The sequence below is a fragment of the Trichocoleus sp. FACHB-46 genome (assembly GCF_014695385.1).
Taxonomy (GTDB): Bacteria; Cyanobacteriota; Cyanobacteriia; order FACHB-46; family FACHB-46; genus Trichocoleus.
In genome coordinates this window covers 91,098-116,699 of record NZ_JACJOD010000028.1, presented here as the reverse complement: position 1 = coordinate 116,699, position 25,602 = coordinate 91,098, and the positions used below count along the sequence as shown (strand labels likewise).

The window sequence follows — 25,602 nt, the reverse complement described above, 5'->3', positions numbered from 1 at the left end:
GATGTTCGTGCAGCGTTCCGGAGGAAAAATATCCTAAGGGTGAAAAGCCTCTTGCTGTTGATGATGAGTAATTAATATAAGCCGAGAATCAAAACCTATATGGCCACCAAATTTCTTTCGTCTTTACCTGTCGATTTAGATCCCCAACGCTTGCCTCGTCACGTGGCGGTGATTATGGATGGGAATGGTCGTTGGGCGACTCAGCGGGGTTGGCCACGAGTTGCGGGGCATCGTCAAGGTGCTAAAACTCTCAAAGCGCTATTGCGTTGCTGCAAAGATTGGGGGATTGAATCGCTGACTGCCTATGCTTTCTCGACTGAGAATTGGCGGCGATCGCCTGAAGAAGTAAATTTTTTGATGCTGCTGTTTAAGCGGTTGTTACGTCAGGAATTGGCTGTGATGCAGCGAGAGGACGTAAAGATCACTTTTATTGGAGACTTATCAGGTCTACCAAAAGTTTTGCAGCAGGAAATCCACTATGCAACGCAGATGACGGCTCACAACCGAACTATTCAATTTAATGTGGCAGTGAATTATGGTAGTCGGGCGGAAATTGCGCAGGCTTGTCGTCGGGTGGCCGAACAGGTAGAACAGGGAAAACTGTCTGCTGCTAGTGTGAGCGAAGATTTGATTGAGCAATATCTTGATACAGCTGATACTCCTGCTCCAGATCTCTTAATTCGGACTAGCGGAGAGCTACGCCTGAGCAACTTCTTGCTGTGGCAGTTGGCTTATACAGAATTGTATTTCACGGATATCCTTTGGCCCGATTTTGACCGGGCTGCTTTTCATCAGGCTTTATTGACTTACCAATCGCGCGACCGCCGTTTCGGAACTGTCTCCACGCCACTATCTAATTCTGCGGCTCAGGCTGTCCTGTAGTTATGCTTTAGGCGATCGCGGTTGGGGATGTCGATCTTGCTGCCTGGATAAATTCATCGTGCTTAATCCGGGCCGATCGTTGTAGATATGCCATCGCCTTCAGTGCCGCCCAGTGAGCCTCCCAATCAGAACCAGCACAGCAATCCTCGATGACATGAAAGTGATAGTCGCGGTGGTGGGCTTCGGCGGCGGTGTAGTGGACGCAAACATTGGTCATCGTGCCCATCAAGATTAGGGTGTCAACTTTTAAGCCTCGTAGAAGTATTTCTAGGTCAGTACCAAAGAAGCAGCTATAGCGGCGTTTACCAATAGCAAATTCTCCCTCAATGGGGGCGAGTTCGCAGTAATAGTCGGTGCTGGGCCAAGTTTCCAAGCAATGAATTGGTTCCGCACCATCGAGTTCTCGGCCAAAGTCTACCATTTCCTTGCGATGGATTTCCTTAAAGTGGATTATGGGCATCTTGGCGGCTCGCGCTGCAGCTAATACTTGCTTAGCTTTTGGCAAAACCTCGGTTGTACCCACATGCGGCAATCCACCCTCACCCGTGAACACACCCGTTTGGAAATCAATACAGATCAGTGCGGTTGTTTGGGGATTAAATTGAAGCGTCATCAGATACCTGTAGAAGTGATGATTTAGGTGATGCTCTTGCGTGAAAACTAATGGCGAATTTGGTCAGCCCAAGGCGTGAGCTTTTGTGAAAGCGCTTTTAAGCCGTAGTCGATCACGACTCCAATCACCCCGATTAGGGCAATACAGAACAATACTTTTTCGGTTTGCAGAAAGCGTTGAGCTTGAATAATTTTGAAGCCTAAACCATTTTGTGCTGCTACCAGTTCTGCAATGACCAAGAAGTTCCAAGCTCCGGAGATATTGACGCGAAGAGTATCGAGGACGCTAGGGAAGGCAGCAGGGATAATCACTTTGAAGACCACATTCCGCCGAGTTGCACCCAATGTGTAAGCCACATTGATCATTTCATTGGGTATGAATTTCACTGCATCCGCTACCATAATGGCGTTATACAACACCACTCCCAACATGATGATCAAGATTTTGGAAGGCTCTCCCAAGCCCAACCAAATCACGATTAACGGCACAAAGGCAGTCACAGGCATATAACGCACAGTACCAACCAAGGGAGCAAACAAGCTATCCAGGCTGTAGAACGTGCCCATTGCCAATCCCATGGGCACGCCAATGACTGCGGCTGCGAGAAAACCAGCCAAGACACGGCCACTGCTGACTAAGACATCCAACGCTAGACTGTCTTCAGTAAACAGTTTGAGGCCAGCTTGAAAGACAAGGGCTGGGGATGGCAAAAAGATTGGCGATACCCAGCCCAAAGAGCTAACCACAGTCCAGAGCACTAACGGAAAGATCAGGGATACAGCAATGAGCAGCAAAGACAGGGATTTGGGAAAGCCTTGACGGATACTCCAAAAAGTCGAGGGCTGCAAATAGTGATATTCCCGAGTAGGTTCTGAATTCGTTAGGCTGGATTGAGTCACCGAAATTACCTCTGCTAGGGTTAAGACTTAGGCTAAAAGTGATGTTTAAGAAATCTGAGTTTAGAAAAACTTTAAGTACCGCTGGATTTCCCAATCGGAAACATGGGTGTGATATTCCTTCCATTCCTGGGATTTGAACTCAATGTAAGATTTGTACATTAACGGCCCCATCACTTTTTTGCTCAGCGGGTCACTGGCAAAAGCCGCGATCGCTTCTCCTAAATTGCGCGGCAGAAAGCGAATCCCCATCTCCTCCAATTGCTCTAGCGAGTAGTTATACATGTTTTCAACATGAGGCTCCCCTGGATCGACCCCCTCCCGAATACCTTCTAATCCGGCGGCTAACAGCATGGCGGCACCGAGATAGGGGTTGGTGGCAATATCAGCGGCGCGGCATTCTACTCGTCCCCCTGCTAAAGGAATTCGCAACATATTAGTGCGGTTGTTGTTGCCGTAGCAGACGTAGATGGGAGCCCAAGTGAAACCTGACATACTGCCTCTAGCTACCAACCGCTTGTAGCTATTGACCGTAGGGGCAATGACGGCACAGATGGCAGGCGCATGTTTGAGGATGCCTGCAATGAACTGATAGCCGAGTTTGGAGAGCTTACAACCTCGCGTATCGTCAGGCTCATAAAATAAATTCTCTCCCGTCTGGATATCTGCCAAGGACATATTGTAGTGAGCACCGCTTCCCGTCCGATTGGCAAAGGGTTTGGGCATGAAAGTGGCAAAAAAGCCATGCTTACGAGCGATCTCTTTTACCATGAGCCGGAAGAAGGTAAAGCGATCGGCCATTTTTAGGGCATCACAATAAGCGAAATCGGTTTCAAACTGGCCATTGCCATCTTCGTGGTCGAAGGAGTAGACATCCCATCCTAGGCTATTCATAGCCTCGACAATTTCTGTCACCCAGGTGTAGTTATCTAGCAGTCCTTGTAGGTCGTAGCAAGGTTTAGCTAAGGTGTCGCGATCGCTCACTGGCACAACTTTGCCATCTTCTCCTTCTTTCAGAAGAAAAAATTCGGTTTCAATGCCAAGGTTAAAGGTAAATCCCATCGCAGCGGCTTCGGCTAAAACTCGTTTGAGGATGCCACGAGAGCAAGCTTCAAAGGGTTCTCCTTTGAGATAAAGATCGCTGGCCAGCCAAACCAGTTCTGAATTCCAGGGCAAGATAGTTGCTGAGTTGAGGTCAGGACGAGCCGACACTTCTTCGTCACTGACATCCTGCGGCACACCATCCAGAGCAGCTCCAGTAAACAGCTCTGACCCTGACATCATTTGCCCCCAGTGGTTCAGCGGTACGGATTTGGCCTTGCACATGCCGTGGATATCGACAAAACTGGCTAGGGCATACTTTACACCTTGATCTTGTAGGGATTCTTTGAGTGCTTGTGATTCTGAAGTTAGAGTCTCAGTCATCTTCTTTATCCTTCAAAGTCGGGCGTTACTGAATGATGGGAGGCATCTCTTCGAGCGGGGTTCCTTCCGACATGGCTCGTTGCAATTGGGCGCTTAGCTCTACCACACAGCTCTCTAAGATTTGTTTGCCAAAATTAAAATTTGCTTGGCTAGGGGTTCCTACCGCTCCGTGAACGCTCTCTTTATTGACGGTGTAGGCGAAGAAGCAACCAGCCGAGCGATCAGGTTCATCTAGCGCTTTATCGATCTGCACCAAATCTGGCCGTAACGCCAACATCATTGAAGTTTCGGCACAGTTAGCATGGAAATTAGCTGCATCCTGGTGATAGAACTGATGAATTTGAGGCGTGATTTCCCAAAGCGATCGCAGGGCAATCCGGAGATCGGGATAGGTGTGCCGCACATTTTCTAGGCCGCAACGCAGCGGTGCCCAGTTGGTGACGTGACCGTTCAGCAAGAGTAAACGCTGGAATCCGGCGCTATAAACCCACTCAGCAATTTCTAAAATTAACTTAGCCAAGGTTTCTGGGCGTAGGGAGATCGTTCCAGGCCATTTTTTGGAATGACCTAGAGAGCAACCGTAAGGTAAGGCAGGTAACACGGGGATACCTGTTTGAGCTGAAACCCCATGAGCCACGGCGATCGCGGAGAAAGTATCTACCCCAACTGGCAAATGCAGACCATGTTGCTCAGTGGCTCCAATTGGGAGGATCACCATGTTGATTCCGCTTTCTCGCAGTTGGGTGATTTGCTCCCAAGTCAGTTCTTCCCAAAGTACAGGCTGCTTGGTGGAGGTGTCTGGGTGGGTCATGGTCTGGCACTCCTAGCCAGATCTATTGGACATCCCGGTTGGCGGCGGCGCTCTAGATAGTCTTGCATAATTTGGTGATAGCGTTCTTGGCCGAAAATAGCATAGTGACCGGGATAGACCGTTTCTACAGGTAGCTGTTGTAAGCGCTCATAGGTGGCTGTGTAGGTGGGAATGTGGCTGCAATGCAGTTCATCCAGCAACTCACCGTCATAAATCACATCGCCAGAGAATAACTCCTGAGAAGCAGGATCGTACAAAGCAATACAGCCAGCCGAATGTCCCGGTAGATGCAACACTTCTAAGGCGCGATTGCCCAAGTCCAGTACATCTCCTTCTTGCAGAACTCTAGTAGGCTCAGTCTCTCGGAGGGTGTATTGCTCGACTGTAAACCCAGCGTGAGGTAGCAGATCGAAATGATCTGGTTGCACCCAACCCTGCTCTGGTAAGCACAGCGCCTCATAATCATCACCTCGCCGCAGAGCCTCTGCTTCTGACGCATGAATGGCTCGCTGATCAAACTCATATAGCCCGCCCGCATGGTCGAAATGAATGTGAGAGGCGATCGCTAGCAAAGGTTTATCAATCAAGGCAGCAATATGTTGCCGCAGACTCGCTACTCCTAACCCGGTATCAACCAGTAGATCTTGGGTTTGGCCTTTGATTAGCCAAAGATTGGCGCGATTATAGGCGTAATAGTGAGGCTCTGTAATCAAATACAGGTTGTCTCGGACTCGTTGGGTGGAAAACCAATGCTCACAGACAGGTTTGTTGCACATGATAATAGCGAACAGATGAGCAATGGATGATTATGCTGCTTTCACGATGGAAGCGTCATACAAAGAATCAACCTTGAGAGCCTGAGGCACAAACTTAAAGTCATAAGCGGCTTTGGCAGTCATGTCCAAATTGCCAATCAAACTGTTGGCATTACTAGCATTGAAACCGACAGATTTATTGCCTTCTAAATCAAATAGTTTTACGCCTTCCAATTGCGTTTTGATTTCCTCAGCGCTCACCCCCAGCCTAGTACCTGCAAGCTTCAGAGATTCGGCATCGTTTGCATTCAAAAGCTTCACAGCTTGATCGACTGCTTTGAGATAAGTTTGTAGATCTGCCTGACGGGTTTGCAGCAACTTGTCATGCACCGCAATCACATCTGCAATCAGATTGGTATCCTTGGTGGAGAAAATGATTTCTCCTCCTCCTTGCTGTGCGGCTTTACTCAAGTAAGGTTCATAGGAAACGGCAACATCCACTTGTTTGGCTGCGAAAGCGGTTGCCGCATCAGCCGCTGCTAGATCTTTAACGATCGCATCTGCTTCAGTCAGCCCTCCTTTTTCCAGGTAGGCTCGGAGCAGAACTTTCTCAAATAAAATATTTTCACGAGCGATCGTTTTGCCTTTGACATCTTGAGGAGATTTAATCCCACGGCCAATAATGCCATCGGAACCATTAGAGTAGTCTACCAAGTAGATCATCTTGATCGAAGGATCTTTAGCCGCCATTTGAATGGCATCCCCAGAGGTAAACCAACCAATATCTACTTTTCCTGCTAGGAACGCGGTCATCTCTTCTGTAGCACTCTGGAAAAATAGATCTTGAACTTTTAGCCCTGCTTGGGAGAAAAGATCTTTGCCTACAGCCACATGATGACCCGAATACCCCACCCAGTTATTGGTGGCAGAAACCAAAGGTTGAGATTGAGGCGTATTAGTACTAGGTTGCTGAGAGCAGGCAATGCTGAGGACTAAAGACAAGAACGCTAAACCCAGCAACCGAATCAAAGAAGGGAACTTACGCATGGAATCTGATTGAGTTTGATTAACTAAAGAGAAACTGTGGCAACATCGTGACGGAGAGTATGAATAATTTGCCGTTTAATATCGACAAAGGTGGGAGAAAGTTTAATATCCAGTTCTCGACGTTCTGGCAATTGAATCGTAATCTCGGCTTTGATTTGACCCGGATGGGCACTCATGACATAAACCCGTTGCGATAAGTAGATAGCTTCCTCAATGTCATGAGTAATCATCATCACGGTGACATGGGTTTGCGCCCATAGCTCTAGTAAGAACTGTTGCATTTGTTCTTTAGTCTGGGCATCCAAAGCGCCGAAGGGTTCGTCCATCAGCAACACAGCGGGCTCATTGGCTAAGGCTCGTGCGATCGCCACCCGTTGCTTCATCCCACCCGATAACTGTTTGGGGTAGCTGTTGGCAAACTTTGATAACCCCACCACATTCAGGAAGTAACCCACGCGATCGCGCTGTTCTGCTTTTGACATTTGGCGGAGTTGTAACCCAAACGCCACATTCTGAGCTACGGTCAGCCAAGGATAGAGGGTATATCCCTGAAATACCATGCCGCGATCGGAACCAGGGCGACCTGTCACCAACTGACTATCGACAAAGACCGCACCAGAGGAAGGGGCAGCCAGTCCAGCCACAATATTGAGTAACGTGGACTTACCGCAACCAGAGGCACCAACCAAACAGACAAATTCTCTAGAGTGAATCTGTAGGTTGATATCGTCCAGTACTCTTAATTGCTTACCCTTGAGACCGTAAGATTTGCAGACATTGTGAACCTCTAGTTTTGCACCTGTGGGAGAAAGCATTGGATGGGTTGGTTGGGGTTGAGCAGCGCGCTCTGGCAACTTACGAGATTTTGAATCAGTACTGAGCATTGCAAAAAGCTCCTGAGGCGGGAAGGATTACGATGCTGAGCCGAAGAACCGAGGCAGATTGAACCTCTACAAATTCTTTGGATTTTCCGATAACGATAGTTGCCATATACAAACTCACCTGTAGGAAATAGAACAAAAAAGCCCAGGAGAGAAGCAACTGCTGTAGCAGTAAACTCTCCCGGGCTTTTATCCCGCCGTGTAACCTATCAAACTCTATAAAAGTTAATAGATCCGCTTCTCTCGGACCAGGCACTTATCTCGATGGATAGGTCGGAACCCTAGAAGCTGTAACAGTTTTCAGTTTTTTTAACTTCTCTAGAAAGCTTTTTTCGAGAATAATGAATGACCCAGACTATATATAGCCAGTTGCTAACAGAAACAGTTGTATCAAAATTGACGAAATTGCAAGGCAGTGCTAAAACCCTAAAAGTTTAATTAAGGGCGAGAGCGGTCTCAACCTAACTTCAGCAGGCTCAGGGAATTGATTCTCACAAGCTTGTAGAGATTGAGTAGTGATTTCATGGAACTAGGGGTTGCATGCAGCGTATTTCAGTAGTTGGAACCACGGGTTCTGGCAAAACAACTCTGGCTCGGCACATTTCTCAACGTCTGAACATCCCCCACGTTGAGTTGGATGCTTTGCACTGGAACCCTAATTGGTCGGAAAGTGCAACCGATGTTTTTTGCTCACGAGTGGCTGAAGCTTTGAGTGGCGATCGCTGGGTGGTAGATGGAAATTACAGCGAAGTACGAAATCTAACTTGGTCCAGAGCAGATACTTTAGTTTGGTTGGATCTGCCCTTTTCTACTACCTTTGGGCGACTATTGCGACGCACGGTGCGACGAGTGGTAACTCAAGAAGAACTATGGGGTGGCAACCGAGAGACGCTTACCAAAGCGCTGAGCCAAGACTCGATTCTGTTGTGGCTATTTCGCACCTATCACAAGCGCCGACGCGAGTATCCCGTCCTGCTACAGCGACCAGAGTATGCTCATCTAAAAGTTATTCACTTGCGATCGCCCCAAGTCGCTCAAACCTGGCTAAAAGAACTGGTCTAGATTGGCTGAATTAGTGTGCCAGAGACAAACACAGCCTCTTTCAGCCAATAGTCTTGCATCTCAGCAAAGGTTTTGACTTGCCTACCGTAGAGGGGATTGCCCAGCAATAGGGTCTGTTTTGCAGGATCAATGGCTAATAGAGCGATCGCATGAGAGATCTTACTCTCTCCTACAGGCTCCATGACATGCAAAATTGCTAGTTGCTGACGATTCACTAGATCTTGAATACTTAAATTACGCTCGTATTGAGGATCTAGCCCTAAAACCCGCATGGCATAAATCTCCGCGATCGTACTGGTACCCGTGCGGTCAGTCCCAGCTAGTTTCACCACATCTAGCTCAGCGACGGATGACTCAGGTTTGATTATTTGAGCGATGGTGGCAATAGATGCAGCAGCACATGTGTAAGGGGTGGTTTGCAGCACAACTTCCTCTGAAACTCTAGCGGCTTGGACCAAGTTGTCAATTGGCAACTGGTAGTACGTCAAAAAGCAGGTAGCCGACAAGCTCACCACCAAAAACAAAACTAATTGTTGTAGGCGCTGTATATCTTTCCAACCAGGTAACTCCAACGATAGGATCAGCCCAGTGCAGAAGCAGCAAACCGCCAAAACAGCATCCCAAAGGTAGGCTCCCACATATAGCAAAAGAAAGTTGGGCACCCAAGGGCTGCTGCGTCCTGCTACTAGTACGATACTCAGTAGGGTGCCAACACCTAGTGACAATAGGCTAATCACATACACTTGTTTCTGACGGTGCTGTAGGGCGTTGGCAGCGGTGAAACCCCGCCGAGCTAAGGTTTGACCTGTAAAGATACCTGGCAAAAAAGAGATTAGGGAGATGACTAGTAGAAACACAAGCTCAACTGCTGTTTGCAGCACGCTATGGATGGGTTGAGCCTAAAGTTCCCAGATAGGCAGCTTTAACCCCAAAAATAGCTCCACCAAACTCAACTATTTTGTAGTTCAGCGAAGTCAGTATCTCTACCAAATGAGTGACCGAGGAGTAAGAGATTACATCTATGGATGAATGCCCAAAAGACTTTAGTAGAGCAAGATTAAGGGGTTGTAGTCATTAAAACAGTTTTATAAACATACGGTTAGAAAAGTAAAATCTTGGGTTTAAGCGATCGCCTAAATTCTTTTTTTAAGTCTTAATAACCTTGCTGAAGATACTTCTAAAAAATAAATTTTTTCAGAAAACATATGAATCAGGAGGGAGAAATGGCTTTAGGACAACCTTTAGAACAACATAGAAGAGCGATCGGTATATTTCCCAGTCGTGAGCAGGCAGAACACGCATTGGGAGAATTGCGTGACAGCGGCTTCCCGATGGACAAAGTTTCTGTTGTAGCGAAAGACTCAAATCACAACGATGAGCGGCTGGCAGGCACTGAAGTCACACATCAAGTCGGCAACAAAGTCGGCAACAAAGCTGATGAAGGTGCAAAGACAGGCGCGATTACGGGCGGTGCGTTGGGTGGTTTGGCAGGTCTGCTAGTGGGTCTTGGTATCTTAGCAATCCCAGGAATTGGGCCAGTAATGCTAGCGGGAGCAGGAGCCACTGTCCTAGCTACAGCGCTCTCAGGTACGGCCATTGGCGCTGCTACAGGCGGCTTGCTGGGCGGGCTAGTAGGGCTAGGCATCCCTGAAGATCGGGCTAAAGTCTATAGCGATCGCGTGGCTCAAGGACAATACATGGTCATAGTGGAAGGCACAGATGCAGACCTGCGTCGCGCTGAAGCGATCCTCCAGCATCGAGGTGTTGAGGAGTGGGGCATCTATGATACCCAGCACTCCGGAGGAGCTGGCTCCACCGCCATCGCTGAGCCATCTGTTAAGTCACCTGAAATAGCTAACTCCGCCGCCACAGTCGCCACAGTTGAGCCAGAAAATATCCAATCTATTGACTTGTATTCAGAACGGCTGGTGCCAGATAAGACTCGGCAAAAGACAGGGGAAGTCTCTGTTGGTAAGCACGTTGCCGTAGAAACCCAAAGTGTTTCAACTTCAATTGAGCGAGAGCGCGTTATTGTGGAGCGGATTAAAATAGAGGACGCTGACCGACCTGTAGCACTTGATGAGACTAGCTTTCGAGCCGGAGAAATCTTCCGCATGGCAGTGTATGAGGAGACACCAAACATTCAAAAAGAGGTGTTTGTTCGCGAAGAGGTCAGCCTACGGAAGGAAGTTACCCGAGAGGTGGTCAGTCTTGAAGATACAGTACGTCGCGAAGAAATTCGGGTCGAGACAGAAGGGCATCCCGCTGTGAATGCAGACCGCGATCGCCTGCCTCAGGATCGGATCTAAGCTTTATCTTCACGGGTAGCGATCGCCCCTCTCAGATTAGCTTTGAGGCTTAGGTCAGCGATCGCCCTCAAATAATAATTGATAAATAATCAGCTTTGCAAAGAAAATTATGAAGACGTTAACTCCATTGTTTCTGAGTAGTGTTTTGCTACTGGGCTTAACAGCTTGTGATACTGCCAGAACCAGTAACAGTTCACCGGATACAGCGACACAGCCAGAGAGCAACTTAAAAGAGCCTGTTGCTCAAAAAAACCAAAATGATGCTACTTCCGAACTGCGAAGAAGGCAATTAAATTCTGATATTCGTGCCCGTGAGCAGCGCAATGATGCCACCGGAGATGATGCTATCAGAGCCGATGGTGATCTACAAAGTGAAGTGCGCTCAAAGTTAGAAGCTAATCTGCCTCAAAGTGAATTAACTATCACTGCGGAAGAAGGAACAGTCACGATCGCTGGAACCGTAGTAGATGATCAACAATTGAGAAAAATCGAACCTTTAGCAAAACAAATCAAAGGCGTTCGCGCTGTGACTGTCAAGGCTAACGTTGCTTCCCATGCCCAGCCAGACGAACCACCCGCAGCAGATTCCAAAGAAGTAACAGAAACTCATACAAATTAGAATTCATGGTCCTATCTGGTACGATTTAGCTCGGGCAAAACAACCGAAAATTTGAAAATCTATTAGTTGGGTTGAACGTCAACCTCGCCAGAGATCTCATTTAACTGGCTGGGTTCAGTATCTAAAGAGTTGTCGCTAGCTTTGAGCTGCTTAATTGCAAAACTAGCGACAACTCTTTAGGTAAACAGATACGTGATTTTTGTGAAGATATTGTGAGGCATCAGTCCCTTCACGCAGCGATCGCAGACTTTTTTGACATAGATATGGAACTAAAAACGATCGCTGGAAATCCCATTAGTTGCTTGGGTTTAGCTAGCCGACGAGTACAAGAATCGGCTTGTATAGCTCAAGCATTTGAGGCTGGGGTTAACTACTTTTTCTTCTACAACTTGGGTTCTGAGCGTTTTTTAGAGGCATTGAAATTACTGGCGATCGCTCAACGAGAAAATTTATGTATCGCCACAGGCAGTGAACAACGCAGCTCTACTACCCTTCGAGAGTATCTAGATCAAGTAAGAAAAACATTAGCGGTTGATGTAGTAGATATCTTTTTTGCACAATATGTGTCTCCTAGCGATAACCCTACCGAGGTTGCAGCAGCGCTAGAGGAGGTATACGAATGGAAAGCACAAGGATATGTTCGCTATGTTGGCGTCAGTACCCATAACCGAGCGATTGCTCTGGATATGATCCAAAATCAGCGCTGTGATGTCTTGATGCATCGCTATAACATGGCGCACCGTAAAGCAGAAGTAGATGTTTTGCCGACGGCAGTTCAAACAGGTATCCCAGTAGTGGCATTTACTGCGACCCGCTGGGGCACTCTATTGCGATCGCCAGCCGATTGGCCTCATGATCCTTCTAGTGCCACTGACTGCTATCGCTTCTCGCTACATCCCTCGGCGATTTCAGTTGTTTTGACTTCACCTGCCAACTTGACGGAACTGACTGCAAATCTTAGCGTCTTACAAACTGCATCCCTGACTTCTCCAGAGCTAGTTCACTGGCGACAGTATGGGGATTTCGTTTATGGCAATGGCCTGGACAAATTTGAGACGCAATGGCTTTAGTGCTCAACCAACCACAATTATTTATTGGGTAAGTCCGGTTTGCGGAGCAATTTTGCTGTAACTACAAATACCTATACAATAGTTGACTTGGATTTCACTACGAAAGCATGCGATCGCACAACTGGGTAGAGCACTCATTCAAACCAATGAAACGACCACTACGCTTTCTGTCTAAAAGCTGGCGGCAGTCGCTCCAGTCCTGCTTCCTATTTTGCTTAGCAGCGTCCCTGACTATCTTATTAGCGGGTCAGCCCACCAAAGCGATCGCGCAAAGTCCAATTCCAGAAATGCCTTTTCCAGAGGTGCCGCTGCCAGAGGTCAGCGTTCCACAACCTACGCCGAAGCCCCACCAGGAAATTCGTGGAGTTTGGCTAACCGAGAATGATAATGACATCCTAAGAGATCAGGCTAAGCTTCAAGATGCTGTCGGTCAGCTGGCTCGATTGAACTTCAACACGCTTTACCCGGTGATTTGGAATTCAGGGTATGTCCTGTATCCCAGCGCTGTGGCTCAACGCCATGAAATTCAACCTTTTGTACGCAAAGGCTTGCAGGGACAGGATATCCTTGCTGATCTAGCAGCTCAGGCTCATCAAAAAGGATTGCTCGTGATCCCTTGGTTTGAGTTCGGCTTCATGGCACCTGTGGTTTCGGAGTTAGCCGCCAATCGTCCTGAGTGGTTCACCCACCGCCGCGACGGCAGCCTAACCACAGAGATTGATGCTGGTGAGGTGATGTGGTTGAATCCGTTCTTGCCAGAGGTGCAGCAGTTCATTAGCGATCTGGTGCTAGAAGCGGTAACTCAATACGATGTCGATGGCATCCAGTTTGATGACCACATGAGCTTGCCTGTTGAGTTCGGTTACGACCGCCATACCTTAGCTTTATACAAAAAGGAAACCAAGAAAGACGCTCCAGCCAATGCTCGTGATCCAGAGTGGGTGCGCTGGCGGGCTGATAAAATTACGGCCTTCATGGCTCAGTTAAATAAAGCAGTCAAGGAGAGAAAGCCAAATGCGATCTTCTCTGTGTCTCCTAACCCCTATGATTCGGCCTATAGTGGCTATCTGCAAGACTGGTTGAGTTGGGTACGGAAGGATATTGTAGATGAGCTGATCGTACAGGTGTATCGTCCTGACATGCAGAGTTTCCTAGGACAAATCGCCCGCTCGGAACTTCAAGAAGCTAGCCAAAAAATTCCCACAGGAGTTGGGGTGCTGACAGGCTTGAGAAACAAACCCATGCCGATGTCGCTGATTCAGTCAAAAGTCAGAGCCGCTCGCGATCGCGGTTTGGGTGTATCTTTCTTCTACTACGAAAGCCTCTGGGAGCATACCCCCGAACCCGCAGCAGAACGGCAAGCGAATTTTCAGGCGCTTTTCCAATCGCCAGTGGCGCGGGCAGTAACAGAGTAGGAATTGCAGCCCTAAGTGGTTGAGCGCCAAGAGGGAGGGGTAACATAGTAAACGCTCAACCTTTCAACCTAAATTAGTTCAGGCGCTTGAAATACTATTCTCAAGAACGGGATGTTTTCCCTACTCAGTACCTTAGCGACCTCCGAGGTCAGATTCTCGCTTGCTCTTATTTAGCGGTGAATAATCTCAATCGTGACTTTGTAGGAACCAAAGGATTCTCAATCGTGTTTCAACGCTCAGAACTAGGGAAGGTAGAGCAGCAATTCCCGTTCTTTAAGCCTTATCTCGATCGAGCCTTACTGCCCAACTGCAACGCTTTTTACCTCAACCCCTTGTTATTGGGGGAAGGCTCCCGCGTTGACCCCCATATCGATCGCTCGTTGCGGTCCTACTGCAAAACCGTTGAGCCACCAATGGCAGTGAGCGTGCTTTATGTGCAGGTACCAGCCAATTTGGAGGGCGGAGAATTAGTGCTACGTCGCCAAAAGCAGCAGGTGGGGCAAGTGAAACCTCAAGCCAATACGTTGGTGTATTTTCAAGGGGATTTGACCCATTCTGTCAATGCGGTGAAAACAACTGGAACGCGGCTGAGCTTAGTCTGCGAACAATACAGCCTCAGTGATGCAGAGCTGCACGACATCCCGACCTTGACCATAGAATCGAGGGCCATGAAGCCAAAACGCAAGTAGCAGAATGCTACAACAGCCACAACCCCATTGCGATCGCCACTCCCACCAGCGTGATGTTGTCGATATCTGGGAATGGTAGAGCTTCTACGAGAGTTGCCACAAACGCGATCGCTGCTACTGCACCTGCGGTATTCGCAAAATTGAGAGGTAGTTGAAAGTGGCCCAAGTGATTGAAGAGCATTAGAAATCCTAAGCCAAATCCGAAACTGCCCAAAAACATGGCTGTTGAGCCTGCCCAGCTTTTATGAGAGCTAAAGGGTAACTTGTGTTTGCCTAGTCGTCGCCCCACAATATCTGCTAAGCCATCACCGCCACACATCAGCATTAAAGCCAAAATGCCGACAGGGGAATTGCGCCAGAACAACACTGTGCAGAAAATAAAGGCAATGCCGTAATACAGTGGTCCCCGCAAAATTTCGGCGGGCTTGCCCTCACGGGTCATGGCTTGAACAGTCGCTGGATCGGCAATGAGCTGGGTGCCGATCGCTAAAAACTGAAGGGTGATTGCGAGAGGTACCAGGGCTGCAAAATACCGCGCGATCGCCTGCTCGCTGTAGAGATGCCAGCAGAGGACAAACAACGGCCCTGTCCCAATATGAATAATTTTGCGGCTGAGTTTTTGTTCTAGCCAGCCTCGTTGCGCCAGCGTATTTACTAGCTTGAGCCAACTGAGGGCGATCGCAAAGGTGATTGCCGTAGCTGCAATATCTCGAACTAGGAAATTAGCTAATAAAGCACTTAATTCCATTCTTTAAATCAACAAACAACAACAGCACCCAGAATCGTTCCTTACAATAATCTCCTCCAATACGATGAGCTTGCCTAGAGTTGTGCTGAAAAAGATTTAAACTAAATCTTTCTGACAAAGGTATCAGCAACAAGGCTCTCTTTTAATCCAGAAGGGAGATATGAGAAACAGAATTGGATGCTGTTGTAATTTCGGTCGATAAATTCACAAAGGAACTTACTTGTAATCTGCATCGATCGGAAACTGGACTACTTACGACCCAGAACGATTCTTGTGATTGACTTCCCCAAATAGGTTGAGGTTACTTGGAGTTGGGCTGATGTAAGACTTCATTGAAGCGTAAATTTCAGTGAAGCTATCAGCAACAGAGCTCCCGATTAAAGTGGAGAGGAAATACCAAGAACCAGTTTAAATGCAGCGGTAATTTGGTCCAGTAAACAGGATGAGGAATTAATTTTTAACCTCCTCTTGACGTGCAACGTAACGATTTACTCGTCTCAGAAGCTAATTAGCTTCTATTAACAGAATACTCGGATTTTATCGGTTTCATGACATTGAAACCAAAGTTTACGATCGCGCAATTACACACTCTTAAAACTGGACTAACCTGGGCTGGGTCAAGTTGGACGATCGCCAGTTGAGTTTATAGCTGTCTCTGGTTTCAGCGGTAAGCCATCCCGAAAGACAAGTAGCTCTCCGGGTTGAAAAGATGTCCAAACTTCGTTATCGGTGAGCGGCACAGTGGCAATAATGGCAACGCGATCGCGGGGGGTAGTCAACTCCTGAAAATCCACGGTGAGGTCAGCATCAATTAGATGGGCTGCCGCAAAAGGAGCCTGACGCACAATGTAGCAAAGCTTGGTAGAACAGTGAGCAAAGAAGTGTTCACCGTCGGAGAGCAAGTAGTTGAAGCTGCCTTGCTGGGCGATCGTGCGAGTGACTTCGTCCAAGACTGGATAAAGTTGCTCTAGGGGCGGTTTGTCTTCTGGGAAGGCTTGCCGCAAAGTATTCATAATCAGGCAAAAAGCTCGTTCGCTGTCGGTCTGTCCTACCGGACGGTAAAAGCCATTGCTTTCTGGGTAAAAGTCGGGCAAGTCGCCATTGTGAGCAAAGATCCAATAGCGCCCCCACAGTTCCCGCCGGAAAGGATGACAGTTTTCTAGTGCCACTCCGCCAAACGTTGCTTTACGGATATGGGCAATCACATGGGTAGATTTGATCGGATATTGCCGCACTAGCTCAGCTATGGGGGAGGTGGAGGAGGGTTTTTCATCTAGAAATAAACGGCATCCTAACCCCTCAAAGAAGGCGATTCCCCAGCCATCTTGGTGTTCATCTGTTTTGCCACCCCGTGCCGAGAAGCCTTCAAATGAAAAGCAGATGTCGGTGGGTACGTTGCAGTTCATTCCCAACAGTTGGCACATGGAGGCAATGTCTCGATAGTCCTTCAAACCCTATGCCCATTGATTGTACGTGCGATCGCCCCCATTATTGATTGTACGTGCGATCGCCCCCATTACTGAAACTGAGCCAGTAACCAAGCCCCTACTTGAGACTGGTCCATTTGCCGACTGCGTTGCAATGCCTCTTCTAAAACGGATATGGCTAAACTTGGTAAAACTTGTGATTCGCGAATCCGCCGACTTCCTTGCTCAGCCATGCCATCTTGCGGATTGGCGGGCAGCATGGCAAAGGCGAGAATCTGCCCCTGCTGGACATCTACAATCCAGTATTCTTTTACGGCTAAGTCTTCGTAGAGTAAGCGCTTGGCTCCTTGATCGGCGAGTAAGGTGGTGCTGGAGATTTCGATGACTAAATCGGGGGCGGGATAGCGGTCTAGATCAATGATGTTGGTGCCCCAAGGAATTGCTTGAGCTTGTGGCCCAATGTAGTAAGAAATATCAGGCTGGCATTCTTGGTGGTTGGCTTTGCGATAGGTGCAGTTGTTGAGGCTCTTGAGGGCAATGTTTTTGGCAATCCCAAAGAGATTGACTGCTAGGGCGATCGCGGAATCAGCAGCAGCGTGATCGTGACCGACTGGCAGCATTTCTATCCTCATGTGGCCGTTGTAGTAGTAACCTCTGGCTGTTTCGTAAGCAGGATTTGCGATCGCCTGCAAATAATCCTCCCAAGAGGCAGCAACCCAGGTATCTGTCGGCAATTTGGTCTGTAGGTAACTCATCAATTTTCCCTACGTCTCGCGATCGGCACTTATTTTCTATATTCGCTTAATTGAAGGAAGGGCGATCGCTTCTTCATAAATTTAGCCATTCTCTTCTTAAGAACTTTATCCAGAACTACCAGTTTTTTGACCTGATGTGGGGAACACTTAGTAAGGCGTGTATTTCCATCTTGAAAGAAGTGCAAGCAAAGTCCCCTTATACCAATTAACAGTGTTATTGTGTGACACTGTTTTGATTCCTTGTCGGAATAACTCAAAATGGCTAAAAAACAACTCACCAAAAGAGTAGAATCCGAAATTCAACGATTGGTTGAAGAGAATGGATATAGTGAGTCGGTCTTAAAGAACCTCGTTCTATTTGCGCTTGAAAAGGAGATAGCTAAAAGTCTTTCTCTACCCAAACTCAAACAGGCAATCTATCAGCACTTCAGCGTCAAGGATACAACCACTCTGAAGAAGTCTGGGAATTTCCAAATGGCGACCAGTGGCATGGGTAAGCTTGATCTGAGCAAGAAAGCAGCTTGGGAGGAACTTTACCGAAAGCTGGTTGGGGTTCTACCAGGTGAAGAAAACGAGCAGGGATACGGGTGTATTAATGGGGTTAATATCCTCAAGTATGATTTGCCATGGAAAGCTTTTGGTTTAGATCCTAAAACAGCCAAGACTGAAGATATTAAGGCTTCTTATCGAGACCTAAGCAAGATTTATCACCCAGATAACACCAAAACTGGGGATGCTCTAATCTTTAATCGCTTGACTGTGTTCTATAAAAGCCTTACTGAGAGATTCTAACGATGGCAGAAACATACATTACTTGCCAAGAGCTGATCAAAACATTAAAAATTACTTCTGATGAATTGATGGGAATTGAAAAGTTATTTGATTCAATTCTAGATGATGAGTGGGAATTAATTAAAGGCAAAGACTATAAAATTGTTATAAATTCTAACGGCTTGCGAGAATATACCCAGTCAGGAGCTTACACAATAGCCCGCTACTTAGAAGCAACTCAAAAGCAGAGCTTTTGGCAGTGGGTAAAAGAATGGTTTTTACATACCAAAAGAGAGATTCGCAGGAGTTTTATTAGAAGAAAGATCCTAGACAACTGCTCGTCTTTAGTTAAAAGAAATAACCAATTCTTTATTTCAAGAGCTAATGTTGTAACCATTTTTGGAACACGCTCTGACTATCTAACAAAAATGGCTGACTACACTCAACGGACTCAAAATCCTTTGATTAAAGGTGAGGATTACGAAGATTTCGTTGATGATGGTGGGCTTTACTTCTCTCTTTCAGGCATCTACAAGCTAGCGCAGGCTTTTGAAGAATGTCAAACAAAAAAGAATCGAAAGGAAGAGTGCAAGGAGGTCGGTGAGGTAATTAAGCCACAGATTGATGATATTGTTTCTCAGATTATAAACCGTGAAAAACGGATCCAGAATGTTAAGGATCACGTTAAAAAGCGTGATGGTCATACATGCAAGGTCACTGGGAAGAAAAAGAACTACATGGAAAAGGGCTTAAAGTTAGCAGCTCACCATCTGTACTCACAACGCGATTATCCGCATTTGGCAGATATTGAAAGTAACTTGATTACTTTAGCTTGCGAAGTCCATGATCAGTTTCATCAAGATTTTATGGGCGGAACCAATAAAACCTGCACAATAGACAACTTTATTGACTTTGTGCAGCAATACTATCCTAGCAAAACGCAGATTGTTATTGACTTACAACAGAAAAAGCTAGTTTTAGGTGATCCTCAACCTATGGATGCGCGCAAACCTCATGTGCTTTACCTAACAGCAAGTAGAGTTCAATAACTCCGATCGCCCCCTCAATAACTTTCCTGAAGAAATCAGCGCTACCCTGTAAGGGATGACATAACATGACGTAGCTTTTAGTCGAAACCTTATGAAATCAGTTTTAGGTTTGCCCCTCCCTTCCCTGATTGGCTTTGGTTTAGCGATCGCCCCCACAATTTTGCTGGCCCAGCCCTCTACCGCTCAGCCTCAAGGGATGCAGGGTAGCTACGTTGGTGTGACCGTTGATAGCAGCAAAACCAACGAAATGCTGCAATCCTTCATAGAGCCAGGAACCTGGGATGGTAGCCCTACTTGGTCTCCATCAGAGCTTTGGCAAGAGCCTACTGACAATTCCAGCGTCGGGATCGAAAATCAGTTTCAAGGCCGCTTGGATTTGCCCAATAGCAAAATCTCAGCGCGAGGATCTGTCTTCTTGGTGGATAAAGAAGTCAAGGCCGTGATGCCAATGCTCTCCTACGACCTCGCTGTGACTGACAACACCAACATTTATGCAGGAGCAGGATATACCTTCGTCAAAACGCCAGAACAAGCCACACCGCTAGGCGATCGCAATGGCGTCGTCCTGACTACAGGCGTAGAAGCAGCCGTGAGTGATGGCATTGTGATTTACGGAGATGCCAAATTGAGGCTCAACCGCGATCGCGCTGACACCAATCCTCCCGTGAGAGTTCAGGTAGGAGCGGGTTATCGTTTTTAGAGCATGAAATCCCTCTCCGCGTCGGGGAGGGGTCTCTCAAGTCAGCTAGAAAGCGCTAAATCTGCTTGCAAGAAGTCGATAAATTGCCGAGCGGTACGGCCAGAGCGACCATTGTGGCGCGTTGCCCATTGCAAGGCTTGGAACTCCAACTCTTCGCGACTGATGGCAATTCCTGCCTGAACCGCGAGGTGTCGCACCATCTGCAAATACACATCCTGGTTAGCAGGCTCAAAGGTTAGAGTTAGGCCAAAGCGATCGCTAAAAGATAGCTTCTCCTGCACCGTATCCCAATTGTGGATTTCGTCACTATCCTTCGGTCGGGGGCGATCGCCAAAGAACTCGCGTACCAAATGCCGTCGGTTGGATGTGGCATAAACGACAACATTTTGCGCTCGAGCCGTCAAGTTGCCTTCCAGTACCACCTTTAAGGATTTGAAAGCATCATCATCTTCTTCAAACGACAGATCATCAACAAAAACAATGAACTTCTGAGGCAAATTCCGCAGTTGCTCCACGATCACAGGTAAATCTTTCAGGTCAGACTTGGCGACTTCAATCAAGCGCAACCCCAAGTCACTGTACTCATTCAACAACGCCTTTACTAGGGACGACTTGCCAGAACCACGGCTACCGTAGAGCAACACATGCAACGCTGGGTAACCAGACAGCAAAAAGGCTGTGTTTTTCATTAAAGCTTCCCGTGCTGCCTCATAACCCACTAGATCAGTGAGCCGAATTGGGTCAGGGTGAGCAATTCCCACTAACTTTCCAGATTGCCAGCGACAGGCGCAATATTCCGCAAAGAAGCCAGTACCAAACCGTTGATAATAGGCCGCCAAATCTTCCAAGGCATCCGACCAATCATCCATCGTTTGCAGCTTAGTGATTAGCAGTTGCTCCTGCATAGTTTCATCCGTATGCAAGGCGATCGCAGGGCTAAAGCAGGTCAAGTCATCCACCCAGGAAACTGGAGCCGCAGGCAACTGGGCTATTACTTGCACCCATTGGCTCAAGCGATAGCTCGTGCAGCCATACAGCGTTTGCAGCACCCGCAAGTCATGCCGAGCGGCTGTGACTAAAGCCGGAGGTAGTTCGGTTAATTCCGTTTGCTGCACGCGCCGCGAGAAGGGATTATCAGCCTTGAGGAGTTGCATCAGCAGGTATTCTTGCCAGCCTTGATTGCTCGCGGCCAAAGATTGAAACCAGCGCCCATAGGCTTGCACGCAAGCCAACCCGTCTACATCCGTGTGGCGTAGGGCTTGCAACAGTTCTACAAACCGCCGACCGACTTCCTCCTCAAATAAAAATTGGTATAGCAGGAGGGACGCGGCTTGACGTTGGATAAATTGAACTGAAGCAACAGTTTGGGCATCCATGAATGAATCAGGTAGTTTACTTGAGGAATGCGCGATCGTCCGTTAATCTCTGGACTAAGTGTACAAACTTCAGCCCTGATAGCCAGGGAATTGACCTTATGGAATCAGCTGTGATTAACCCAGGTATTTTGGCCGCGATCGCCTACGGAACTTTAGCTATTATCGGGGGAATCGTGGGCTTCCTCCAAGTTCAAAGTAAAGCATCCCTCATTTCTGGTAGCATCAGTGGCCTGCTGCTAATCGGTGCGGCAGTGCTACAACTGCAAGGATACGCTTGGGGCTTGCCTTTAGCCGCTGCGATTACTGCTCTACTCATCATTGTGTTTGTGGGACGCTGGACCAAAACTCGCAAATTTATGCCTGCGGGTCTAATGATTATTTTAGGGGTAGGAGCTTTGGCGGTGATGCTGTACACCCTCCGGGGCCAATAAAAAACCTAGCTTCCTGTGAGAAGCTAGGCAAAGCTAGGAGAACTGCTTGATCTGGATTACAGCGATCGCTTACATACAGGCATAGCCACCAGAGATGAACTTTAACGTGGTGCCTGCTGGGCAATCTTGTTGAGTGATGCTGCCCTCCAGTGAATTAGTACTGGTAGTTGATGTGGTTGTTGTAGGGGTCAAATTAGCCATTGGTGAAACATTCAAGAAGTAGGGTAATGGCTTACCACCGCTAGCTCCCACCGCAGGGATATTGAGCAAGCTATCCGTTGCATTGCCAGTGCCATCATTAGTAACAGACTGAGTATCACCGGGATGACCATTGGGAATGAACAGTTGAGGATGATCAAAAGGTGCCTTGCGGTTGCGAACTCGCTCATCTGTCAGCGCTTTCATGAAAGCGACCAAATCATCCTTTTCTGTTTCAGTTAGACCCAGATTCACGATATCGGGATCCAAGTCATTGATATTGGCTTCGTGGAAGTCTCCGCCTCGGTTATAGAATTCCACCACTTGACGTAGAGTGAGCTGACCGCCGTTGTGGAAGTAAGGCCCAGTGAGTTCCACGTTACGCAGCGTTGGAGTTTTGAAGGCTCCATTCACGGCAACTCGCTCATTCGGGTCTAGCGGTGCTGCCTCAATGTTTTCTTCAGGAACACCCTCCAAGACAGGAGCAGGCGCACCCGCAGCCACTTCTTGCTGAGTCAGCTTGCTAAACGATAGCGGCTTACCAAATGGATCGGTACCACCTACACCCAAGTCTTCCCCAGTGGGTCGCACAGCAATATTGTAGAAGCCATTGTCATAGACAGCAACGTTGTTGTCGCCCATCCGCATCCGTTCGATTTTCTGGTTTTTGACGTTCGCTACAGAAGCGTTGGTAAACTCTGGACCACTATGACAGTTAATACACTTTGCCTTACCCTCGAAGAGTTCTAAGCCGTGCTTCTGTTGGGCAGTCAGAGCGCTAGTGGTTCCGACAGCATATTTGTCAAAAGGAGTTTGGTCAGAGACCAAAGTCGCTTCATAAGCTTGGACTGCCAAACCAAAGAAGAGGGGGAAGTTGTACTCCATTTGGGTAAATTGATTACTTGCCAAAGGAGTTCCAGGATGAGGTTTTAAGACTGGATTATTGTTGGCATCAAACTCTACGATCGTATTGGTGTTGTTCCACCACACATCTTGAAAGACATTGCGAATCAAGGTGGCGTAGGTAGAGGTCTTGAGGCCAGGTAAAGGATAGCGGCTAGAAGACCCTAGAGCACTATCTGTAGAACTGACTTGCTGCTTAGAGAGCGGACGCAGGGAGAGCATTTTTCGTGCCAATTGAGCGAATCCGCGCTTTTGGAAGGACATCTCAAATCCGCTCAGCGGTGGGCCAACTGCCTGAGAAGCCAAGCTGGAATTCTTAATGCTGATTCTTACCCAATCGGCACTTGATCCTGATGTTTTTAGAACTCGCGCATTGGGATCGCGATCGCCAAATGGATTTTGTCCGTTGAATTCATGCTGCGCTCGACCATCCCAGAAGTTACGGAAGTTAAAAACAGCATTGATGACGGTGGGGCTGTTGCGAGGCTCTACCCGACGTACATTAATGCCCTGTATTTCGAAGGAGTCGTTGTCTGTCTCAACGGTCCCTGCATCGGCTGATTTACGGGGCACCACCTCGGTTAGGAACCCATTGAATGCTCCCTGAGAAGAGGAAACATCGTTGGCATCCGCTAGCACCGTTGAGTTGCGGTCATCGGGGTTTACCAGTTTGTGAAAGGGAAAGTCACTGACCTGCAATTGGTAGTTAGGTGCGCCACCAATTTGATAGGTTTTGTCCCCAGCAATTAAAGCAGGGTTGATTTGGTTTTTGGAGCGGTTGTCTGCGCCAGCGCTAAAGTGACAAGAGGCACAAGCTAACACGCCATCGCTTCCTACCTGCATATCCCAAAACAGAGATTTTCCTAAAGCGATCGCTGCTTTTTCGTTCTTGATGTATTCACTGATGTTAGGTGGTTTGGGGACTGGAACCGTACTCAGCGAAACTAGTGGTGGCAGCGAGTCAGAAACTGTTTGAGCCGATAAAGTAGATGAAACCGCCTGACCTGCAAAAATTGCCAGAGCAAATAGAATGGCAATCCGCAAGTGCTTAAACGGTTTCCCTTTAAATCTAGGCATCTTGGAAGTTAGCCGAAGGCAACTTCGCCAGATGGCTAGAGGGAAGTTAAACATATTCCTTTCTCTAGTCATATAGCTCTGAATGGATGAGGTAAATACCTACGTCTTTAGGTAGATGTCGATCACTTCTGATTGAAGCACTACGTAGAGGTAATAATGCAAGTACCTACGTAACTTTCACTAAAACTTTGTGCTAGTTGTTACTGAATTGCTTAGGCGATCGCCTGTTCCTCTTGGTATTACTAGACCTTAGAAGCCCGGCAGCTTTGTGAAGTTACTATTAATACCTGTATCTTCAACGCTTACTGATATTGCTTCTACAGGCGATCGCTCCTTTGACCTAATCACAGTATTAGGTGAAGTTTAAGCAGCTTGGTCTAGACCAGTAGCTTTCTTTCGCTTGTGGATCGCTCTTGCACCTAGAGCACCTACACTGAGAAGCCCCAATCCAGAAGCAGGCTCAGGAACACTTGCAGGCACGTCTTCAGTCCGTAAGGAAACATGCAATGTGTAGTTACCTTCTATTCGGCCTGCTGTAGCGGGAGGAATAAAGTTGACACCTAAGTAGTAAGTGCCTGGGTTACTCAGGTTGAATCCCAAAAAAGAATCACAAGAGAAGTTGGGATCAAAAATTGAGCAACTTGCCTGACTACCCTTAGCTCCTAAACTGGCTAAAGCATCGTCGTTGAAAGCGAGTAAAGTCAAATCTGGTATGCGATCGAACAAAAAGAGTTGAGTGTCTAGATCTCCAGTTGTGCGATCGATGTCAAAGAAACTAAAAGTCCGCTTGCCTGTAGGAACTGTGAATGAGTAAAAGTCGAATTCATCTAGGCACTCATCTTGCGTGATGCACTCTGAAAAACCACTACCCCAAATAGAGGCATGGGGGATTTCCAAAGAATTCAAAATGTCTTCATCCCAATCGAGCGAAAACAAGGAATCCAGGCTCTGGGCTTCTGTAAACAAATCATTGTTGGGTTCTTGTTCCGGAGCATAGCTCGCGATCGCAGGTCGTACTACTAGTGGTAAGCCAACCGAAAAAAGAGCACCAAGCGCTGCAACCGTTCCGGTTTTCCAAAGGTTAGATACGAAGTTCATTGCTCTCATTGGGTGAATGTTGATGATTGAGACCCCTTGAGAGACAGATCAATTTAGGTATCAAAAGTACCTTTTATCTACGTATTTCTCGGCTCATTTTTTTACTCTGAGCACTATTAAAGAGGTCTCTGTATATAAGTTGACATGATTTGTACGGAGACAGCGAAGCATCTAAGTATGATTTATCAAAAAAATATACTAGGAAATTAATTTTAAAGTACTTATAAATACCTAGGCTTAGCCTAAATCCATCATTGTCTAATGCTTGTGGAGCTGATTCCAAAAAGCTTGTATGAGCTACTTTGAAGTTTTAATGAGCCCAAAGCTATTTTTTATACGACAATGTTCTGTAATCTAGAGCTGCTACTCTGGAAGTGGTACGACAGTGTTATTAATTATTTAGGCCAAGGTTAAGTAAATTTGGTGTAACTATTGTTATGCGTACTAACTCGTTCTGGTGCGATCGCGCTTACCAAACTAGTTGATATCACTGAATAGCTAGAGGAAAATCACCTATCTCGAATTTCATCAAGCTTTGCTGCCAAAGAGATAGGGTTTGGTACTGTCAGGAACAGGAGCAAGTTTAAGGGATTCT

General features: G+C 47.3%; 25 protein-coding genes and 1 riboswitch. Of the genes, 11 read left to right on the top strand and 14 right to left on the bottom strand.

The window, feature by feature from the left end:
• Positions 1-99 precede the first annotated feature (99 nt).
• Complete coding sequence (locus H6F72_RS16025) at positions 100-882, top strand: isoprenyl transferase (RefSeq protein WP_190437549.1); 783 nt, start codon at positions 100-102, stop codon at positions 880-882.
• 7 nt (positions 883-889) lie between these two features.
• On the opposite strand, the gene H6F72_RS16020 is transcribed toward H6F72_RS16025, so the two are convergent.
• The 7 genes from H6F72_RS16020 to H6F72_RS15990 are packed head-to-tail and all read right to left on the bottom strand — an operon-like array spanning position 890 to position 7,313.
• On the bottom strand, positions 890-1,495 hold the full coding sequence (locus H6F72_RS16020; RefSeq protein ID WP_190437546.1) for a cysteine hydrolase family protein: 606 nt from the start codon (positions 1,493-1,495) through the stop codon (positions 890-892).
• Between the two features lie 47 nt (positions 1,496-1,542).
• Positions 1,543-2,394, bottom strand: coding sequence for an ABC transporter permease subunit (locus H6F72_RS16015; protein ID WP_190437543.1), 852 nt, complete (start codon positions 2,392-2,394; stop codon positions 1,543-1,545).
• 60 nt (positions 2,395-2,454) lie between these two features.
• Entirely contained in the window at positions 2,455-3,816 is a 1,362-nt protein-coding gene (gene glnT, locus H6F72_RS16010) for a type III glutamate--ammonia ligase (RefSeq protein WP_190437540.1), read from the bottom strand.
• A gap of 25 nt (positions 3,817-3,841) precedes the next feature.
• Positions 3,842-4,627 (bottom strand): creatininase family protein, encoded by a 786-nt coding sequence (locus tag H6F72_RS16005; RefSeq protein ID WP_190437537.1) that lies wholly within the window; start codon positions 4,625-4,627, stop codon positions 3,842-3,844.
• Positions 4,624-5,403: an MBL fold metallo-hydrolase gene (locus H6F72_RS16000; protein ID WP_190437534.1), complete on the bottom strand. Its 780-nt coding sequence runs from the start codon at positions 5,401-5,403 to the stop codon at positions 4,624-4,626. The genes H6F72_RS16005 and H6F72_RS16000 overlap by 4 nt, the downstream gene beginning before the upstream one ends.
• A gap of 30 nt (positions 5,404-5,433) precedes the next feature.
• The gene (locus H6F72_RS15995) at positions 5,434-6,429 is read right to left on the bottom strand and encodes an ABC transporter substrate-binding protein (RefSeq protein WP_190437531.1); all 996 of its coding nucleotides are present in this window, start codon (positions 6,427-6,429) and stop codon (positions 5,434-5,436) included.
• 23 nt (positions 6,430-6,452) lie between these two features.
• Complete coding sequence (locus tag H6F72_RS15990) at positions 6,453-7,313, bottom strand: ABC transporter ATP-binding protein (protein ID WP_190437528.1); 861 nt, start codon at positions 7,311-7,313, stop codon at positions 6,453-6,455.
• 173 nt (positions 7,314-7,486) lie between these two features.
• A riboswitch (guanidine-I (ykkC/yxkD leader) is annotated at positions 7,487-7,606 on the bottom strand.
• Positions 7,607-7,850: 244 nt separating this feature from the next.
• Here H6F72_RS15990 and H6F72_RS15985 point away from each other — a divergent pair.
• Positions 7,851-8,372: an AAA family ATPase gene (locus H6F72_RS15985; protein WP_190437525.1), complete on the top strand. Its 522-nt coding sequence runs from the start codon at positions 7,851-7,853 to the stop codon at positions 8,370-8,372.
• Here the strand turns inward: H6F72_RS15985 and H6F72_RS15980 are convergent.
• A complete protein-coding gene (locus tag H6F72_RS15980; RefSeq protein WP_190437522.1) occupies positions 8,369-9,229 on the bottom strand; it encodes a peptidase C39 in 861 nt (286 codons plus the stop codon). The two genes, H6F72_RS15985 and H6F72_RS15980, sit on opposite strands and share 4 nt — an antisense overlap.
• Positions 9,230-9,595: 366 nt before the next feature.
• Here H6F72_RS15980 and H6F72_RS15975 point away from each other — a divergent pair, with 366 nt between their 5' ends.
• The 5 genes from H6F72_RS15975 to H6F72_RS15955 all read left to right on the top strand — a co-directional run bounded on the left by H6F72_RS15975 (position 9,596) and on the right by H6F72_RS15955 (position 14,474).
• The gene (locus tag H6F72_RS15975) at positions 9,596-10,681 is read left to right on the top strand and encodes a YsnF/AvaK domain-containing protein (protein WP_190437519.1); all 1,086 of its coding nucleotides are present in this window, start codon (positions 9,596-9,598) and stop codon (positions 10,679-10,681) included.
• Positions 10,682-10,790: 109 nt separating this feature from the next.
• The gene (locus H6F72_RS15970; RefSeq protein ID WP_190437515.1) at positions 10,791-11,300 is read left to right on the top strand and encodes a BON domain-containing protein; all 510 of its coding nucleotides are present in this window, start codon (positions 10,791-10,793) and stop codon (positions 11,298-11,300) included.
• A gap of 212 nt (positions 11,301-11,512) precedes the next feature.
• Complete coding sequence (locus H6F72_RS15965; RefSeq protein ID WP_348252317.1) at positions 11,513-12,370, top strand: aldo/keto reductase; 858 nt, start codon at positions 11,513-11,515, stop codon at positions 12,368-12,370.
• Between the two features lie 146 nt (positions 12,371-12,516).
• Entirely contained in the window at positions 12,517-13,785 is a 1,269-nt protein-coding gene (locus tag H6F72_RS15960) for a family 10 glycosylhydrolase (protein ID WP_242016970.1), read from the top strand.
• An 86-nt stretch (positions 13,786-13,871) separates the two neighbouring features.
• Positions 13,872-14,474, top strand: a complete 603-nt coding sequence (locus H6F72_RS15955) for a 2OG-Fe(II) oxygenase (protein WP_190437509.1) — start codon at positions 13,872-13,874, stop codon at positions 14,472-14,474.
• 7 nt (positions 14,475-14,481) lie between these two features.
• On the opposite strand, the gene H6F72_RS15950 is transcribed toward H6F72_RS15955, so the two are convergent.
• The 3 genes from H6F72_RS15950 to H6F72_RS15940 form a co-directional block, all read right to left on the bottom strand.
• Positions 14,482-15,222, bottom strand: a complete 741-nt coding sequence (locus H6F72_RS15950) for a diacylglycerol/polyprenol kinase family protein (RefSeq protein WP_190437507.1) — start codon at positions 15,220-15,222, stop codon at positions 14,482-14,484.
• Positions 15,223-15,839: 617 nt separating this feature from the next.
• Positions 15,840-16,673, bottom strand: coding sequence for a class II glutamine amidotransferase (locus H6F72_RS15945; protein ID WP_242016969.1), 834 nt, complete (start codon positions 16,671-16,673; stop codon positions 15,840-15,842).
• Between the two features lie 65 nt (positions 16,674-16,738).
• On the bottom strand, positions 16,739-17,404 hold the full coding sequence (locus H6F72_RS15940; RefSeq protein WP_190437506.1) for a Uma2 family endonuclease: 666 nt from the start codon (positions 17,402-17,404) through the stop codon (positions 16,739-16,741).
• 258 nt (positions 17,405-17,662) lie between these two features.
• On the opposite strand from H6F72_RS15940, the gene H6F72_RS15935 reads away from it, so the two are divergent.
• The 3 genes from H6F72_RS15935 (at position 17,663) to H6F72_RS15925 (ending at position 19,924) form a co-directional block, all read left to right on the top strand.
• Positions 17,663-18,196: a J domain-containing protein gene (locus H6F72_RS15935; protein ID WP_190437504.1), complete on the top strand. Its 534-nt coding sequence runs from the start codon at positions 17,663-17,665 to the stop codon at positions 18,194-18,196.
• A 2-nt stretch (positions 18,197-18,198) separates the two neighbouring features.
• Positions 18,199-19,224 carry a hypothetical protein gene (locus H6F72_RS15930; RefSeq protein ID WP_190437501.1) on the top strand — a complete coding sequence of 342 codons (1,026 nt, stop codon included), beginning with the start codon at positions 18,199-18,201 and terminating at the stop codon, positions 19,222-19,224.
• Positions 19,225-19,315: 91 nt separating this feature from the next.
• Positions 19,316-19,924 carry an outer membrane beta-barrel protein gene (locus H6F72_RS15925; RefSeq protein WP_190437497.1) on the top strand — a complete coding sequence of 203 codons (609 nt, stop codon included), beginning with the start codon at positions 19,316-19,318 and terminating at the stop codon, positions 19,922-19,924.
• A 41-nt stretch (positions 19,925-19,965) separates the two neighbouring features.
• Here H6F72_RS15925 and H6F72_RS15920 read toward each other — a convergent pair whose 3' ends face one another.
• Positions 19,966-21,300: an ATP-binding protein gene (locus tag H6F72_RS15920; RefSeq protein WP_190437495.1), complete on the bottom strand. Its 1,335-nt coding sequence runs from the start codon at positions 21,298-21,300 to the stop codon at positions 19,966-19,968.
• Between the two features lie 98 nt (positions 21,301-21,398).
• Here H6F72_RS15920 and H6F72_RS15915 point away from each other — a divergent pair, with 98 nt between their 5' ends.
• Positions 21,399-21,731, top strand: coding sequence for a TMEM14 family protein (locus tag H6F72_RS15915; RefSeq protein WP_199295732.1), 333 nt, complete (start codon positions 21,399-21,401; stop codon positions 21,729-21,731).
• A 69-nt stretch (positions 21,732-21,800) separates the two neighbouring features.
• Here H6F72_RS15915 and H6F72_RS15910 read toward each other — a convergent pair whose 3' ends face one another.
• Together H6F72_RS15910 and H6F72_RS15905 are read right to left on the bottom strand one after the other, a co-directional pair.
• On the bottom strand, positions 21,801-23,909 hold the full coding sequence (locus H6F72_RS15910) for a cytochrome-c peroxidase (protein WP_242016968.1): 2,109 nt from the start codon (positions 23,907-23,909) through the stop codon (positions 21,801-21,803).
• A 363-nt stretch (positions 23,910-24,272) separates the two neighbouring features.
• Positions 24,273-25,007, bottom strand: a complete 735-nt coding sequence (locus H6F72_RS15905; RefSeq protein WP_190437490.1) for a PPC domain-containing protein — start codon at positions 25,005-25,007, stop codon at positions 24,273-24,275.
• Positions 25,008-25,602 lie beyond the last annotated feature (595 nt).